Here is a 17,897-nt window from a genome sequence, read left to right on the forward strand (position 1 = left end):
TAGTCTGGGGATTAGCATGCGTCCCGCCAACTATCCTATCCCGACTAGGGATACTCCTTCTCGTTAATTTACGTACATTCGATTTCTAAACCGTTTGAACATGAAATTTGCCCAACTTTTGTGCCTGACCTTGCTAAGTCTTTCGAGCTTTGCACAAGTCAGCCTGACCAAACTCCAAGTAGAATACCAAGATCAACCCTTGGGTATGGATGAAACAAAACCACGTTTCTCTTGGCAAATGCAACGTAATTCCGCTTCTCGTGGAGATAAGCAAATCGCCTACCGCATACAAGTCAAGGACGAAAAGCAAAACTTGGTTTGGGATAGCCAAAAAATCAAATCAGCTATTTCCATCGGTATTTCCTATGCTGGAGAGGCGCTTGTCGCCCGACAAAAATATACCTGGAATGTCCAAGTTTGGGACCAAAAAAACCGGGTTACTTCCGCTAATGCATCCTTCGAAACGGGACTTTTAGCAAGCGGCTGGAAAGATGCGCAATGGATCGGATCGAACGATTTACCCTTCTACAGCAATTACCTTTCGGTGTATAAATTTCAATACAAAGTTCAGTTGGACGAGGCTTCCCATTCGAAAAAAGCTTCCTTTGTTTTTGGCGCGAACGACCCTCGTTTGCAAAATAAAAACCTCAATATTCAAGGGGTTACTAGCGAAAAAAATGAAAACTACATTCGTTTTGAAATGGATATTTCAGATACGACGCAAGCCTTTTTCAATGTATATCGGGCTGGGTATGATTCAAAAGATGAGGCCAACAAACCTTTGTATCGCTTCCCGATTCCTACAAACATCATTTCAAAAGCCAATCAATATCAGGCGCATACCGTTTTCGCGACATGTAATTTTGGTGTATATGACCTTTACATTGGTCAAGTAGATAAGGAGCATAAGATTAACCCTACGCCCAAAAATGCGAGTCCCTTTGCGCCATCGGGTTTTAACCTAAATCCGGTAGGGGTGGGAAATAATTTCATCTCCTATCCGATGTTGGCCGAAATCGGCTTCCAAGTACCTGCCGGGGAGACAGCGTTTTTTTCTGAGGTGTTGATCAAGAATTTCCGCCAACCGAGTAATACATTATTCGCGGCAGCGGAAAAATCTGGGCTTTGGCCCGGTTGGGATGGAAAGCAATTTCGCGTGAGCGGCGTTTTTGCCGTTGCGAATCCGAGCCAACATGCCGCGCCGATGTTACGAACAGCATTTACAACACAGGGAAAAACCATAAAAAAGGCGCGTATTTATGCCACAGCACGCGGCATATATGAACTATATTTAAATGGGAAACGCGTGGGCGATGACTATTTTAACCCGGGTTTGACACAATACAACAAGACCCATCAATACCAAAGTTTTGACGTAACATCACTCCTGAAATCAGGCGAAAATGCGTGGGGCGCATGGCTCAGCGAAGGCTGGTGGTCGGGAAATATTACCTACAGTGGTGAAAGTTGGAACTATTTTGGTGACCGACAATCCTTGTTGGCCCAATTGATAATCGAATACACAGACAGGACCGAACAGGTCGTCAACACAAATCCGTCGCAGTGGAAAACCTTTAGCGATGGACCTATCCGCGTCGGTAGTTTCTTCCAAGGCGAAGTGTATGACGCGCAGAAAGATGCCGCAATTGCGGGTTGGGCAACAACAAGCTACAGCGACAAAAACTGGAAACCGGCAGCTGCGATTACACTAGAAGGAACAGCCTTTTTGGACAAATCCTTAGACTACAGCAACATGAAATTAAGCGGCCAATTGGACGATCATGTCCAAGTGCGTAAGGTCTTGCAAGCACAATCGATTCAAGAACCGCGCAAAGGTGTTTTCGTATATGACATGGGCCAAAACATGGTGGGTTTTCCCAAGATTTTCATTCCAAAAGGCAAGGCGGGACAAGTGATTACCTTGCGCTATGCGGAAATGTTATACCCAGATTTAGCTGAATATGCCTCCCAAAAGGGCATGATCATGTTAGAGAATATTCGCGCCGCATTAGCTCAAGACATCTATGTATTGAAAGGCGGAGATGAATACATTCAGCCGCGTTTTACGTTTCATGGCTATCGCTATTTGGAAATTACGGGTGTTGATCAGGCGCCGGCATTGCCCCAAGTGGCAGGAATCGTGTTATCATCGATTAGCGAAATCAGTTCGTCCTATGAGACTTCGGACCCGATGGTGAATAAATTATGGACCAATATAACCTGGTCGATGCGCGGGAATTTCCTGTCTATCCCAACGGATACTCCAGCTCGAAATGAGCGGATGGGCTGGTCGGGGGACATCAATGTCTTCTCGAAAACCGCTACCTATTTAGCACCTGTCAACAATTTCTTACGTCGGCATTTGCAAGGTATGCGCGATGTGCAGCGGGCCGATGGACGCTTCACGGATGTCGCGCCGATGGGCGGAGGATTTGGGGGAACGCTTTGGGGAAGTGCGGGCATCGTGATTCCCTGGGAGACCTATCAGCAATATGGCGACAAGGCACTATTGTCTGAGCACTACGATGCGATGAAGCGTTATGTGGCTTTTTTAGCGTCCAAACAAACCCCAGAGGGCATTTTGAATGAGGGGCCTTTAGGGGATTGGTTGAGTCCAGAGGGAAATAAGAATGATAATACCGCTTTTTGGATGAGCTACCAGGCCTATAATTATGATATTATGTCAAAGGTGGCGCGCATTTTAGGATTCCCGTCAGATGCCATGAATTTTGATAAAAAATCCGCAGAACGCAAGGCCCTATTTAACTCCATTTACATGGATGCCACGACGCATAAATCGGTGAAGTCGGGCGTAAAAGCTGCAACGATGGGACCCCCAAATGCCGCTGCGGTTGCCGGGAAAACAGACAAAGGGCAGTTGGTCGACACCCAAGCCTCCTATGCCATACCATTAGCCTTGGGCATTTTCAATGCAGCAAATAAACCTTATGCCGTAACAGGATTAGTGGAAACGGTGAAGCGTTCGAACACAGATGATGGCGGTGTGGCCCGACCTGCCTACTCCTTAATGACAGGATTTATCGGCACGGCATCCATTAGTGAGGCCTTGTCGGCAAATGGCCAACATGCCGAAGCCTATCGTTTATTGACGCAAAAGACTTATCCATCCTGGTTGTATTCCGTGGCGAATGGGGCAACAACGATTTGGGAACGCTTGAATTCGTATACGGTGGAGAATGGTTTTGGGGGAAATAATAGTATGAATTCGTTCAACCATTATTCGTTTGGGGCCGTTGCCGGCTGGATGTACAATCATTCGTTGGGGATCCAGCGCGATGTGAACTCCCCAGGATTCAAGCATTTCTATTTACGTCCGATTCCGGACCCAACAGGCGTATTGACCCATGCCAAAGGACATATTTCCAGTATGTATGGAAAAATTTCGAGTGGGTGGTCGGTGAAAGGCGGGCGTGTGACCTATCGATTTGAGGTGCCAGCAAATACTTCGGCACAATTGACATTGCCGGTGAAAGATGGCGCGCGCATCACAGAAGGAACACGAAAGTGGAAAGCGAATGGCGATACGTTTGTGCAAGAATTAGCGAGCGGGAAATATGTATTTGTTGTAGAATAACATCCCCCTTACCTTTGGCAAACCTTGGAGGATTGCCAAAGGTAGTGCGGAGGAGACCAAATTTCGAACAGGAAACTGATAATTACAATTGCTTACCGTAAGGAATATTATTAATGAATAACGAAAGCTCTTTGGCAACCTCTTTCGTGAGAATCCAGCGCTCTTGATTATTCGTTAAAAGGATATGGATATTATCATCGTCTAGATGCTTTCCAATGTAATATTCCTTTCGAACAACGGAATTATACTGCGATTTGTCCGTCAGCGTAGTTTCCAAGGTTTTATTGATTAGATCGTTTTTAAACCGATAAAACTTTGTCTCATCATCTAGAATCAAATGATGCCACAAGTTTCGCGTGCTAATAAATGCCAAATCGACTACATATAGAACAGAATCTGGGGCAATTTGGACTTTGGCATAAGTAACCCGACAATTCGAGTTGATTACCTTCGTTTGAATGATTTCGGGAGTTTGTGCAAAAGAGTGTAAAGCAATAACTACGAAAAGGGCTGTAATAATTTGTTTCATATGATGTTTAGTCGTTCAGTAAATAATCAATCGCACTCACCCCAGCGGTAATGTTGGCACCAACTTTGATATGCGCTTGATGTTCTTTGGACTTCGCATATATCTCTAAGTCGGAAGCCTGATCAAAAGTAAACGCATAAACATGTTGGCGCAATGTCGCGTCTTTTTGATTCACTGCGGTCCCCCACTCATAACCTTTCACAACCGGAATTTTAGTTAAGCCCTGAAAAGAATCGTCGATTTCTTTGATTTGAGCGTCTGATGCATTAGCCGAAAAAGTAATCGTAACTACGTGCTTGAGGCGTTGGGGTTTTGCACCAACTACTAGATTAATTCCAAATAAGAATAGAATGGACAAGTAGAATTTCATAAATTTCCTTTTTAGTTAACGGAGCAAATAAATAACATTTTTATGAAAAATGGGTACATCCTCATTTTAATTCTCACAACGCAACTAGCGTTCGGCCAAATCAAACTCCCTGCTTTAGTTGGCGACAACATGGTCTTGCAACGCGATAAGCCCACGAAAATCTGGGGTTGGGCAAGTCCAGGTGAAAAAATTCGTATTGAATCCCGAAGCAAAGTCATTAAAACGCAAAGTGACAAAACAGGAAAATGGACAGCACAATTACCGGCATTCGCTGCAGGAGGGCCATACGATATTCGCATAAATGATGTCGTGATACACAATGTACTTTGGGGCGATGTGTGGTTGTGCGCGGGGCAGTCCAACATGGTTTTGCCCATGGAGCGCGTCAAAGAATTATACGCCGAGGAAATCGAAAAGGCTCAATATCCACAGATTCGCAATTTTTTCATCCCCACCATTTCAAGCAAGATGCTTGAGAAAACCGATTTACCTAAAAGTGTTTGGCAGGAAACCAACCCCAAAAACGTCCTTAGCATGGGCGCAGTTAGCTATTTCTTTGCCAAAAAACTGTTCGAAAAAAACCACATCCCCATCGGCATCATCAACGCCAGCGTGGGTGGTTCGCCTATTGAATCGTGGTTGAGCCTGGACCAATTAAAACAATTCCCGGCCTACCAACAAGACACCGCGGCTGCACAGCAACCCGCAGCGCTTAGTAAAGCATTGCCCGACAAGGGTTTAACAGAAACCACAAAATGGTATGAAGTAAATTACCAACCGCAGGGCTGGAAGAACTATTTTATTCCAGGGTTTTGGGAAGATCAGGGGCTGCGCGACCTAAATGGTGTCGTTTGGTTTCGGAAGGAAATTGAGCTGACAGCAGAGCAAGTCAATCAATCCGCGAAAATCTTCATGGGTCGGATTGTGGATGCCGATGAAATGTATGTCAACGGAACTCGAATCGGGAATATCACCTATCAATATCCCCCGCGACGCTACGAAGTTAAACCTGGAATCCTCCACGCCGGAAAGAACATTTTAGTCATCCGTGTTACCAACCAAGCCAGTAAAGGTGGATTTGTTCCCGACAAACGCTATGAACTGCAGTTGGGAAATGAGTCTATTACCCTTATCGGACAATGGCAATACAAAGTGGGTTCGGTTTGGAACCCCAATCCCATTGTTTCCACAGCACAAATGTATAGCCCCACGGCCTTATATAATGGCATGATTGCTCCCTTGATTCCGTATGGTTTAAAAGGAATCTTGTGGTATCAAGGGGAGTCAAATACGGGAAAACCCGATGACTACAAAGATCTATTAAAAGCATTGGCCGCGAATTGGCGCGCAAAGTTTCAGCAGGAAGAATTACCCTTTCTTTATGCGCAATTGCCAGGTTTTGGCGACCGACAATTTCTTCCAGTGGAAAGCAACTGGGCGCAATTACGCGAGGCCCAACGAAAGGCCGAAACCGAAATACCAAACAGTCGGATGGTCGTGGCAATTGATTTAGGCGAATGGAATGACATCCACCCCTTGCGTAAAAAACCCTTGGGTGAACGCTTTGCTGATGCGGTGACGAAGGAACCCGCGGGGCCGCAAATTAAAAAAGCAATACGAAAGGAAAACAAAATTGAATTGGAATTTAAGCCCGAAGGTGGTCCCTTGAAAATCGACAAAAGTGATGAAAACGAATTGCAGTATTTCGCCATCGCAGGCAAGGATCGAAAATTTGTTTGGGCCAAAGCCCACATCGAAAATAACAAGCTTATCGTTTCTTCAGAAGAAGTAAAAGAACCCGTTTATGTTCGATATGCCTGGTCGGAAAATCCGGAAGGGAACTTAACGAACGAAACAGGTCTACCTGCTGGACCCTTCGAAATAGAAGCTAACTAATGCGGTGAATTTTTTGATACGCGGACGGCGAAATCCCTTCCTGTTTTTTGAAAACCCGATTAAAATAAGACAAGTTTTCAAAGCCCGATTCGTAGCAACAAGCCGTGATGCTCGTGTCTTGAAGCAACAGTTGTTTCGAATAATTAATTCGATATTGATTCACGAAATCCGTGTAGGTCAACTTGGTCGTTTTCTTGATGTAACGACAAAACGCCGGAACCGACAAACTCAACTCATCAGCAATTTGAGCCGTATTAATTTTGTCAAGAAAATGTTTTTCGACGTATTGGTACACCCGCGCCATGCGCTCTTGTTGTTTCAAAACTTGTTGGCTCGCAATCGGTCGGGCGCGTAATGATACAGCAGATTCGCTTGAAGCTAAGATTTGAAAAATTTGCAATAATTCGATGAATTGATCAAAGTGGTTCAAGGTCGGAATCAATTTCATTCGCTCCCCCACCAGTCGTTTCGTTTCGCCATCAAATGCCAAACCTGAATTAGCCCGTTCCATGAGCGCCTGCACTTCCCCCATTTCAGGAACCTGTGCCATGCGGACTTGAAAATAATCAGGCGGGAACTGTATAACGACCGTTTCCACGCGCGTTTTTGCACCGTAATCAAAATTCAAATGGGGAATATTAGATCCAATCAAAGCTAAATCCGACCCATAATAGGTCGAAACATGATCGCCAATGTGCCGAATTCCCTGTTCCGCTTCGACATAAACCAATTCGATTTCAGGATGAAAATGCCAATAAAAAACCTCGTTGAGCTGCGGCGTCAACAACAAGCGAAACGAACTCTCGGAATCGGGTTGAATCTGCTCTAATTTTAATTTCATTGACATAAAAGTATATATTACTAAAACAATTTAACCAAAAATATCAATACAGTACAAATATTCGTCAATAAGGAATTCATTGGCTATTTAGAAAATGTGGAAATTTGTCAATATAAACCTTAGCAACTATGCAAAACGAGACCATGATTCCGAACAATGCGCATTACGACATTCCAGGGAATCCATCCACGGCAAAGAGTAGCCAATTATCCTTGAACAATCGACCGAATGGAGAAGCCTTGCGCGTACTAAGCGAAGCGGATTGGACATTTTGGAAAACGAATGGTTACATCGTGATTAAGCAGGCCGTTCCCAAAGAACAAGCGCTGGAGACAGCAAAATTCCTTTGGGAGTTTGAGGAGAAAGATGCCAATAATCCAGAGACCTGGTATACCGCCCCGCGTGCTGAAATGAAAATGAAAGAATTGGGAGGAACGGGCATGGTGGAATGTTACAACAATCAACACCTATGGAATAACCGACAAATGCAACGAGTTTATGATGCCTTTGTCGATATTTGGGGGACCGAAAAATTATGGGTGACGATTGATCGCGCGAATCTAAATTTCCCGATCCGACCCGGCCACGAATACAAAGCTTTCATCCACTGGGATTACGATCCGGAAACAAAACCCGTTCAAGTACAGGGCGTACTCGCGCTTGTGGATCAAACCGATGAAAACATGGGTGGCTTTCAATGCATTCCGGAACTATTCAGAGATTACGATACGTGGAAACTTACACAACCCGAAGACCGCGATCGCTTCAAACCGGACACGACAGGCTTCACGCCAACCAAAGTCAAAATGGAGGCTGGTGACTTATTGATTTTTAACAGCTTGCAACCCCACGGCATTCGGGCCAACAACAGCGACAAGGTTCGTTGTGCACAATACATCTCCATGATGCCGGCTGAGGAAGATAATGTATCCCTTCGCGAGTGGCGCGTAAATTCCTGGAAAAACCGCATCGCCCCCGAGGGTTATGCCTTCCCGGGCGATCCACGCAACTGGGAACAAACGAAATACGATACCGCGAAACTCAATCCGCTCGGCGAGAAGATCCTTGGATTAAGCAAATGGTAATACGAATGGCTCAAGAAATCTTGGGCCATTTTTGTTTGGTCTATCGTGCTAAAGAAGGGATAAAAGGCAAAATTTCTATCGGCCATTACCATGGCGAAAACCTAAAAAGATTCCTAAATGCGATTTGATAATTGTACCTTTGCCTCTTCTTCTGAAAACCACCTTATGAAATTTTTATCAACAGTCTGCCTTTTCTTGTTCATACAATTCACAAGTCTGGCAGAAACAGCAACAGATTCTACCAAAAAGGAAATCCAATTCGCAACAACAGCTTTGATTACCAATAACGGAATTTCCGTCGTACCCATTTTCACCTTAGGAAAACCGGCGACGATCATCAATTTTACCGTGGGTAGAAAGTTCACCTTTGAACCTGAATTCCGCGTTTCCTTGGAGGGGAAACCCTGGTCTTTCATTTATTGGTTTCGCTATAAATTGGCTAAAACATCCAAATTCACCTGGAGCATTGGCGCACATCCGGCCATCATTTTTAAAACAATCCCGGTGACGATCAATGGAAATAATGAACAAGTTTTACGCGCCCAGCGCTTTGTCGCGGCTGAAATGGCACAGAATTATCGGTTCAATAAACATGTCAACTTGGGTTTCTATTATTTAGTAGGGGCCGGAAGTGTGGAAAATAAAACGAAGCCTACGAACCTATTGACCTTACGCGGTGGCTACAATAATGTAGACTTAGGGAAAGGGTTTATTGCAGGAGTCAACTCGCAGTTAATCTATCTTTTCACGAATGGCGAAGAGGGTTCGTATGTGAACGCATCAGTTACGCTGACACACAAACAAAGTCCGGTAACACTTTCCTATTTCTATAACAAACCGATCAATACATCGATTACCGGCGGGAAAGACCCAGTTTGGAATGTGGCGGCGACCTATGCATTTAATAAGATGTTTAGCATGAAATAAAAACCCGGTCATTCCACCGGGCTTTTTCACTTAACCTAAGGCTTTTCGAGCCTGGCCATCTGGGTTATTAACGAGTGAGCACTGATCGTCTAAAATCATCGTCTCTCCGTTTGCCTTCGTATAAGGTTTCCAATTCGGTAAGCCTCCACCATTGGGATTGCCCGTTTTGACAAAGTTCAAAAAGGACTTCGCCATTTTGGTTGAAAGTGCCCGAGGGCGTTTGCCTCCACCGGTATGCGTCAACATCAAGTCGGTGTTGTAAAACCAAAAACAGATATCATCGCAATGGAACGCACGCATCCGACCATCGAATAGCGGCGGCTGCCAACCGAACCAAGAAACATACACGGGCGCTTTGCCTTGCGAGAGTTTCGCATCCGCAGCCGCGATGGCACCTTTGCGATTTGAATTTATCATCGCCCAAATTTCAACCGGTTTGGCATTCGGGAAGTTTTGATGGAAGGCCTCCACAATAGCCGCCGACTGATCGCCAAAGCGTGGTTTAATTTTATCAACTACACCCGCAAGTGTTATCAATTCCAAACTCGCATCAGTACGTGAAGGACTAAACTCGTGGAATGTTGTATTAATGATTAACGGGATATCCGCAGAGAAATGATTCGGGTCACTAAAGAAGGGTTGATCATTCATCGTAACGCCATCCGCCACGGGCGAAAATCCACCTCGCGCAATGCCCATTTTCTTAGCTTCTTCATTCATTTTCTCCACCGCGCGAGACGTAATATCAATGTATTGTCGCCAAGGAATTTGTTGGAGCTTTTCAATTTCACCCACATTCAAACCCGCCTCCTCCATCACCTTTACACCCAACTTTTCAGCATATTCTTTATTAACCCCACCCAAGGAAGTTCCAGACAAGGCCACCGCTTTGTGAAACAATCCTTTGGCAGAAGGCATATTCATTAATGTAGTAACCTTCGCTCCACCGCCCGATTGCCCGATGATGGTCACATTAGCAGCATCGCCACCAAAATGTGCAATGTTATTTTTGACCCATTCCAATGCCGCAACCATATCTAAATTCCCCACATTTCCTGAATGCGGATGACCGCCTGCCGCTTTGAGATGCGAATAGCCAAAGGGCCCTAAACGGTGATTAATCGACACAAAAACAACATTGCCCAAACGGGAAATATTTTCGCCATGATAGCCATCTTGTTCAATTGCATTACCATTCGTAAAGCCTCCACCATGTAACCAGACAATCACCGGACGCTTGCTCGAATCAATCGCCGGAGTCCATACATTCAAGCGCAAACAATCTTCCGAAACATCATCGTAATTCCAATGATCAACAAACGAAGCATAAGCATTCGCATAGCGTTTCTCCATGATTTGTGGAGCGGTGTTTCCCCACCAAACGCAAGGTTTAACCTCCGACCAAGCAGTCGGTTTTTGCGGCGGCATAAAGCGGTTTTTACCGCTCGTGTCCGCCCCATACGGTATCCCCAAAAACTGATTAATTCCACGCAAGATAAATCCTCGGACTTTCCCATATTCGGTTTGTGCTACGGCGATTTGATCGCCCACGAATAAGACTTGATCGTCTGTATTCGCCGCCACGGTGCTTGTCATTTGTTTCCCCACGCTGAGCGATGCGGCACCCAATCCCAAGGATTGAATAAAATTTCTGCGATTTGATTTCATAGGATATAGCTTGTTTATTTTAGTCCATAAATTTTTACTTGGCGCATTGACCACGGAATTTCGTCGGCCTCTTTCGTTAGGCCTTCCCCTAATTTCAAACGGACAAACTTCGTTTTGACAGGGTCAAAACTTACGACATTGTCACCCTCTTTTCCTTTCCAATTTGCCACATGTGTACTCCAATTGATCCCATCTATGGATGTCTCCAAATGCATGAGGCGCGGGTATGTGGGAATCATCGTCGGCGCAACTCCTGGCGTAGGCTTCGAGGGACGCTTGAATGTCGTGTTCGACGTAAAGTGAAATTCTGATAACTTGAACGACTGTGGAAATTCAATCTGATACCACATGTCTTTGGCCTGCGTAATTCCCGTAGACCAGCCTTCGTAGTTCGTCGCACTTCGAGGAGACGCGTTACCTCCCACACGTGTAGAAACGGTATTGCTCGCCGCAAATTTCCATGAGGCATCCGTCGGAAATTCCTGCGGAACTTGGCTCATTAAAGATTCAAATTTATACATGGCTTTTTGATTCGACGTTTTGGCGCGAATCGCTGCGACTTGTTGGGGCGTCACAAATGAAGCATCATTCGATAAACCATTACGGATATAGGAAACGACATCGGAGATCCATTGGTCCGACTGCTCTTTCATCGGTTGCATCATGCCTCCCGCGTAATTCTTCCCTTCTACCGCGCCATCTAAACCATGTAACAAAACGCGCACCGCATATTCCGGATGCGACTGAATGCGGAAGCTTCCTGCCAAAGCTGGAGCAAGTAACTTATTATTCCCCATCGATTTCCCCATACCGTCATTGCCATGGCATTGCGAACACAACTCAGCAAATACCAGTTCGCCACGAGCCAAGATTTCCTTTTGATCTTTACTCAATTCTGTTCCATTGAATGGCCCGTTTTGGCGGGGTTTTGGAGGGGTGATGGTTTGTTCACCCACCAACTTCACTCCACCCGTTGGATGTTTCGCTAAGCTCGCTTTAACCTGCGTTTCCAGGTCGGGAGCCTTCACAAACTTTGCGGAGAAAATTGCTTGCATCGCCACCTCAGGATCCTTGTCCAGCATGCTTTTTTGATACGTCGCAGCAAACGATTTATCCCCCGCTTTGTACAAAGTTTCCGAAGCTTTCAAAGCTTGAATGCGGATACGCGGATTCGCATCGACAACCATTTTTTGTACCGTCGGTGCGGTCAATGCACCCAAACCTTCCAGTGTCCAAAGCGCATGAATACGACCATTGATTGTCGAACCTGTTAAGGCCATTTGCTTTAATGCCGGCACGACCGATTTGTCTTTACGTAAGACCAAAACCTGCTGCGCCATATCCTGCCACCAACCATTCGGGTGGTTTAAATAATTAACCAGCGTGGCTGATTTTTCATCGTACATCCGAGCTTGCTTTTTGTCGCGCTCTTGGCCATCATAGGTTATGCGCCAAATACGTCCAAGTCCGACCACTTTGTCCAAACGGTATTGGTCAATCTTCAAACGTAAATAAGAGTCTTTGGGTGTCCATTGTCCTTCCTGAATAATGCCATGGTACATGTCTACGATGTACATTGTTCCGTCGGGCGCGGTGGCCATGTCAACTGGACGGAAAAGCGGATCCGTTGATTTTAAGAATTCTGATTTCTGGTCTTGAAATACGTTGTGTAAAGTTGTTAATCCTTCCTTCACAACGGGATTAATTTGGCGGACGATCCGCGCAACAGGTTCACCGTAAAACAACTGACCACGTAACGAAGTCGGTAAACGATCCCCCCGATAAATATCATTTCCGGCGGAGCCGGTCACCCGATTTAGTGATCCATCAGGTTGGCGGATTTCATCCATCCCACCTTGCATATCCGCAATCTTCACAGCTGCGCCCCATGGAACTTCGAAACCTTTCGCTAACTCATTGGGTACATCATAGTTTCCGTATTGAATGGGAAATTGGAAATAGGATGGGACCCCTGAAGCGCCCCCTTGAAACCATAATTTACCATTATCATCCTGGGTGATTCCCCATTGTGCCCGATTGGCACCTGTCTTCTCGCGAATAATACCATTCGGTGTCTCACGAATACGGAAAGCGTTGACCGTGCTATAAAGCCAATTGTCCATGCCATAAAACAAGAAGGCTTGTTGGTGCTCCACATTCCCCGACCGGCCATATTTCGTCGTAAATAATTCCTTTTTATCAGACTTGCCATCACCATTCGTATCTGTGTATTTATAAATATTATCAGCGTCAGATTCCATTGTCAAGATTGCATCCTTGCCATAGGGTAACACAAAACGAGGAAAGATCAGGTTATCGACAAAAGTCGTTCCCGTCTCATAGACACCGTCGTTATTTTTATCTTCCCAACGAGAAATCCGGCTAATGGGTTCGAGTTCATTTTTGGAATCCGCATCCAGCATATACGAGCGTAATTCGAGAACATACATCCGGCCGTTTCCATCAAAGACAATTTCGCCGGGTTGCTGGATAGCAGGTTCTGTCAGTACCGCCTGAATTTTATACCCAGGAGGCAATTGAAAGCGCTTCGCTTCTTCTTCAATGCTTAGAGGTTTAATGGGATCTTTCGGAGTAAGGTCGATGCCCTTCCAATTTTCATCGTTAGGGTCAACGCCAGCAGGTATGCGAAGGGAATCTTGCGCTAGAGCATTAGGCAAATTAGGTTGCTTTGCGGCACTTAATGCCATAAAAAGACCCATGCCCAATAGGCCAAAAGTTAGAATTCGTTTCATAGGTTTAGAATTGTACTTCAATGTCAGAATGAAAGAACAAATGAATGTCCTGATTTACAACTATTTATAGACAAAAGATGAAAATTTCGAGATAACCTTATTTATACGGCTAATAATTAGGTCCCGTTTTTAATCCCCGCGAAATGGTGGTAATTTTGCAGCTTAGTTAACCTCTACACTTATGACGCAAACATCATCGCGGACAAAAATTATATTAATCCTTGGTATTCTATCGGCCATCGGACCCTTGTCAATTGACATGTACCTACCTGCTTTTAAGAATATTGCTGCTGCACTGAATTGCTCACAGGAGGAAATGGGATATACCTTATCCAGTTTCTTTTTTGGAATTTGTTTAGGCCAATTAATCAGTGGGCCTTTGTTGGATCATTTTGGTCGGAAAAATGTATTATACATCGGACTTTCTATTTATGTATTAAGTTCCATCGCCTGTGCATTTGCCCCATCTGTAGAAGCATTAACGATTTTTCGTTTGTTCCAGGCACTCGGTGGTAGCGTAGGTATGGTTGCTCCAAACGCCGTGATTCGAGAAACGTTCGAAGAAAAAGAACGTCCTAAAATCATGTCCATGATGATTCTAATTTTAGGGGTTTCACCTATTTTGGCTCCGTCCTTAGGAAGTTTATTGTTGACGCTCGCAAGTTGGAAAGCAATTTTCTTAGTCTTAGCCGGCATCCTGTTGGTCATCATCTTCTTGATCAAATCGTGGTTACCGGAAAAAATAAACCATGAAAAAAGAGGGCCATTTAAGATTTCGACGATTATAAAAGCATACCGGGCGCTGTTTAAGGAGAAAGAATATTTGGTATTTGCCTTTACGGGAGCGATTGGTGCGGGAAGTATTTTCACTTATGTGGGTGGGGCTCCTTTGACCTTTTTAACCTATTACAAAGTCAGTGAGTCAACATTTGGATTTCTGTTCGCGATTGTTGCTTCGGGTATCATATCAGCGAGCCAACTTAATCGCATCGTCCTAAAGAAATACACGAGTTTACAAGTATTGCGCGTGACTTTGCCTACGCAGTTGGCCTTAGGTTTACTTTTGTCGCTTTTGGCAAAATTTGATTTGTTGAACATGGAGTTGAACATCTTTCTATTGTTTTTAATCATGGGCTGCCAAGGCTTCAATTTCCCGAACGTCGCGACACTTGCCTTGCGTCCCTTTCACCAAGGTGCGGGAACGGCCTCAGCGATGTTGGGTTCCATCCAAATGGCTTGGGGTGCCGTTTGCTCCGTACTTGTTGGGCTCTTGTTTGATGGAACACCATTCACTATGGCAATCATCATTGTGGGATGTGCGGCACTGGCGAATACGATTCTGTTTATTCTAGGAAGGGGTATTGTAAAAAGTCACTAGTCGCTAGTCACTAGTCGACAGTTGTAATTAACCGAGTAACATGACCACATTTCAACACAATAATACTAGCGACTGACGACTAGCGACTAGTGACTGAACTCAACAATCCCTGCTTTCATCTATACATTCGACCGCTGAGCAGAAAAAATAACAAACTAAAAAACACTAAATGTATCTTTGAGATACAATAATATTCAATCCGCCTAATGAAAAAATTCATTCTGACTACCCTTGTTTCGATTAGCACATGCTTTGCATTCGCGCAAGTTCCAGGAGCTCCGGCCGGAGCCAAAATGCCCGACATGAATCGGGGCCATGTGTATGGAAAAGTTGTTGACGATCAAGGAAAACCGGTTGAATTCGCATCCGTTGTTTTATTGAAAACGACGATTGACCCAGCAACCAAAAAACCGAAAGATATTTTAGTGAAGGCCCAACAAGCCGAACTGAACGGGGACTTTAATTTCAAAGAGATTCCGATCAATGTCAAATTGAAAATCAAAATCAGCTTTGTGGGTTTTACCTCGTACGAGGCGCCCGTGGCTTTCGCGATGCCTCCCATGGGTGGCATGAAACCTGGTCAAGCACCCGATCCCGAAATGATGGCTAAAATGATGGCAGCCTTCGAAAAAGATCTAGGGAACATCAAATTAGCCACAGATTCAAAAGAATTAGATGCCGTTGTGGTGACGGGAACCAAAGCTTTGGTCGAAATGGACATCGACAAAAAATCATTTAACGTAGGTCAAAACATCGTGACTTCTGGGGGTACCGCGATCGATGTGATGCGCAATATTCCATCTGTTCAAGTCGACATCGATGGCAATGTAAAAGTTCGCAACGCGAACCCAATTCTATTCATCGACGGAAGACCTACAACTTTATCCATGGATCAAATCCCTGCTGATATCATCGATAAAGTAGAGGTCATCACAAACCCATCTGCCAAATACGACGCATCTGGAAGTATGGCAGGAATTGTCAACATTGTCTTGAAGAAGAACAAAAAGAATGGCTACAATGGGATGGTGAATGCAGGAGCTAACCGCAGAGGGGGCACCAACTTGATGGGTAATTTCAGCTACCAACAAAACAAATGGAACCTAACGGCGACGATCATGAACATGATGGAGCGCAATGAATCGAATGGATATAGTGATCGCCAGGCAAGCATCGGCGACGTAGCTACATCGATTTACCAGTCATCTGAAAATAAGACAAAAGGATTCATGTTGTTTCCTCGTTTTTCTGCCGATTACGCTTTAACGAACCGTTCGACAATAACCTTAGGTGCTTTCTTTGGAGGCGGAGGCCAGTTCAAGCCTATCGAAACACTTGACATTACGAGTACCGTCAATGGAGTTAAATCATTCAGTAATCGCTATACGGAAAGTAAGCGTGAGTTTAAACCCCAAGGATTCCAGTTGGGCTTCAAACACACCTTCCCGAAAGCAGGAGAAGAGTTAACCATGGACATGAACTTCTTTGGAGGTACGAACAAAAATGAGTCCTTGATTACGACAAATTATTTGAACAACAGTGCCATCACAGGTACGCAGATTCAGAAAAATGCCGGCGAAGGGAATAATAAATTCATCACGGTTCAAACGGATTATGTGAAGCCCATTAAAAACGAAGGTACCATCGAAATGGGTCTTCGCGCACAGATCAATGAATTAGCGAATAAAAATGTAAATACATTAAAGGCCGTTGGCTCAGACGTATACAAAGAAATTACATCCGCTTCGATTAATTACACCAGTACAAATCATGTGTACGCGGCCTATATGTCGGTATCAGGTAAAACACCTGCCTTCTCTTACAAAATTGGATTGCGAGGAGAGAGCTCAAATTATACGGGCGAGTTATTGAATACAAAACAGCAGTTTAGCAATAATTTTCCATTGAGTTTATTTCCATCTATCTTCTTAAAGAAGGATTTATCGAAAACAGATCAATTACAATTGAGCGTAACGCGCCGTGTAAATCGACCTAATTTCTTCCAAATTATTCCATTTGTCGATTACAGCGACAGCTTAAATATTACACGAGGAAATGCGGATTTGGTTCCTGAATTCACGACGTCAGGCGAACTGTCTTACAGCAAGACAAAAGGGTCTGCTACGTTCTTGTTATCGGGGTATTATAAATACACAGACAATTTAATTACGCGGTATTATAGCCAGGAGATTAATCCTGTCAGCGGAAAAATGGATTTGATTAACACGTTTATCAACGCAAACTCCAGTATCAATTATGGTGCTGAGGCGACCTATGTGAACAAGTTTTTTAATTGGTGGGATTTTACGGCCAACTTAAACGTGTACAATTCAAAAATCAACACAAGTAACATTGAAGGAGCCGGTGCAGTGAGCGATGGTATTTGGACGGCATTTGGTAAGATTAATAACAATTTTGTCTTGCCTAAAAAATGGGTGATTCAATTGTCGGGCGATTACCAGGGAAAAACCAATATGCCGGTTAGTCAAAACCAAGGTCAAATGGGCCCTCCAGGTATGCAGGCGCAAAGTTCATCACAAGGCTACGTGGAACCGTACTACGGCATCGACTTGGCAATCAAAAAATCATTCCTGAAAAATGATATGGCATCCTTAACCTTGGCCTTTAATGACATCATGAAGACGCGTGGAAATACCCGTGTGTCGATCGGTGATGGCTTTGTACAAACGAGCTACCGGATTTCAAATCCCCAACAAGTTCGCTTGACCTTGTCGGTTCGCTTTGGAAAATTTGATATGAGCCAAATGAAGCGTAACAATAACAGTGGCGCGGATATGCAACAAATGCAGCAATAAGATTAGGAAAACAATAAAATGAAAACGGCCCAAACGGGT

11 protein-coding genes are annotated in these 17,897 nt (G+C 44.5%); 6 read left to right on the forward strand and 5 right to left on the reverse strand.

What is annotated here, in order from left to right; translation table 11 throughout:
* The first annotated feature begins 100 nt into the window (after positions 1-100).
* The gene (locus PQG45_RS09190) at positions 101-3,595 is read left to right on the forward strand and encodes a family 78 glycoside hydrolase catalytic domain (RefSeq protein ID WP_316070729.1); all 3,495 of its coding nucleotides are present in this window, start codon (positions 101-103) and stop codon (positions 3,593-3,595) included.
* A gap of 82 nt (positions 3,596-3,677) precedes the next feature.
* Here PQG45_RS09190 and PQG45_RS09195 read toward each other — a convergent pair whose 3' ends face one another.
* Entirely contained in the window at positions 3,678-4,124 is a 447-nt protein-coding gene (locus PQG45_RS09195; protein WP_316070730.1) for a hypothetical protein, read from the reverse strand.
* Positions 4,125-4,131: 7 nt separating this feature from the next.
* A complete protein-coding gene (locus PQG45_RS09200) occupies positions 4,132-4,494 on the reverse strand; it encodes a Dabb family protein (protein ID WP_315574360.1) in 363 nt (120 codons plus the stop codon).
* 42 nt (positions 4,495-4,536) lie between these two features.
* Here PQG45_RS09200 and PQG45_RS09205 point away from each other — a divergent pair, with 42 nt between their 5' ends.
* Positions 4,537-6,390, forward strand: a complete 1,854-nt coding sequence (locus PQG45_RS09205; RefSeq protein WP_315574362.1) for a sialate O-acetylesterase — start codon at positions 4,537-4,539, stop codon at positions 6,388-6,390.
* Here PQG45_RS09205 and PQG45_RS09210 read toward each other — a convergent pair.
* A complete protein-coding gene (locus PQG45_RS09210; RefSeq protein ID WP_315574364.1) occupies positions 6,383-7,237 on the reverse strand; it encodes an AraC family transcriptional regulator in 855 nt (284 codons plus the stop codon). The genes PQG45_RS09205 and PQG45_RS09210 overlap by 8 nt on opposite strands.
* Positions 7,238-7,359: 122 nt before the next feature.
* Here PQG45_RS09210 and PQG45_RS09215 point away from each other — a divergent pair, with 122 nt between their 5' ends.
* Positions 7,360-8,316 (forward strand): phytanoyl-CoA dioxygenase family protein, encoded by a 957-nt coding sequence (locus PQG45_RS09215; RefSeq protein WP_315574366.1) that lies wholly within the window; start codon positions 7,360-7,362, stop codon positions 8,314-8,316.
* A gap of 165 nt (positions 8,317-8,481) precedes the next feature.
* Positions 8,482-9,243: a hypothetical protein gene (locus tag PQG45_RS09220; RefSeq protein WP_315574368.1), complete on the forward strand. Its 762-nt coding sequence runs from the start codon at positions 8,482-8,484 to the stop codon at positions 9,241-9,243.
* Between the two features lie 30 nt (positions 9,244-9,273).
* Here PQG45_RS09220 and PQG45_RS09225 read toward each other — a convergent pair whose 3' ends face one another.
* Positions 9,274-10,911: a carboxylesterase/lipase family protein gene (locus PQG45_RS09225; protein WP_315574370.1), complete on the reverse strand. Its 1,638-nt coding sequence runs from the start codon at positions 10,909-10,911 to the stop codon at positions 9,274-9,276.
* Positions 10,912-10,925: 14 nt separating this feature from the next.
* Positions 10,926-13,664, reverse strand: a complete 2,739-nt coding sequence (locus tag PQG45_RS09230; RefSeq protein ID WP_316070731.1) for a DUF7133 domain-containing protein — start codon at positions 13,662-13,664, stop codon at positions 10,926-10,928.
* Positions 13,665-13,845: 181 nt separating this feature from the next.
* Here PQG45_RS09230 and PQG45_RS09235 point away from each other — a divergent pair, with 181 nt between their 5' ends.
* Both PQG45_RS09235 and PQG45_RS09240 read left to right on the forward strand, forming a co-directional pair.
* Entirely contained in the window at positions 13,846-15,042 is a 1,197-nt protein-coding gene (locus tag PQG45_RS09235) for a multidrug effflux MFS transporter (RefSeq protein WP_316070732.1), read from the forward strand.
* A 206-nt stretch (positions 15,043-15,248) separates the two neighbouring features.
* Entirely contained in the window at positions 15,249-17,858 is a 2,610-nt protein-coding gene (locus tag PQG45_RS09240; RefSeq protein WP_316070733.1) for a TonB-dependent receptor domain-containing protein, read from the forward strand.
* Positions 17,859-17,897 lie beyond the last annotated feature (39 nt).

It is taken from the genome of Aquirufa regiilacus (genome assembly GCF_032470275.1).
Taxonomy (GTDB): Bacteria; Bacteroidota; Bacteroidia; order Cytophagales; family Spirosomataceae; genus Aquirufa; species Aquirufa regiilacus.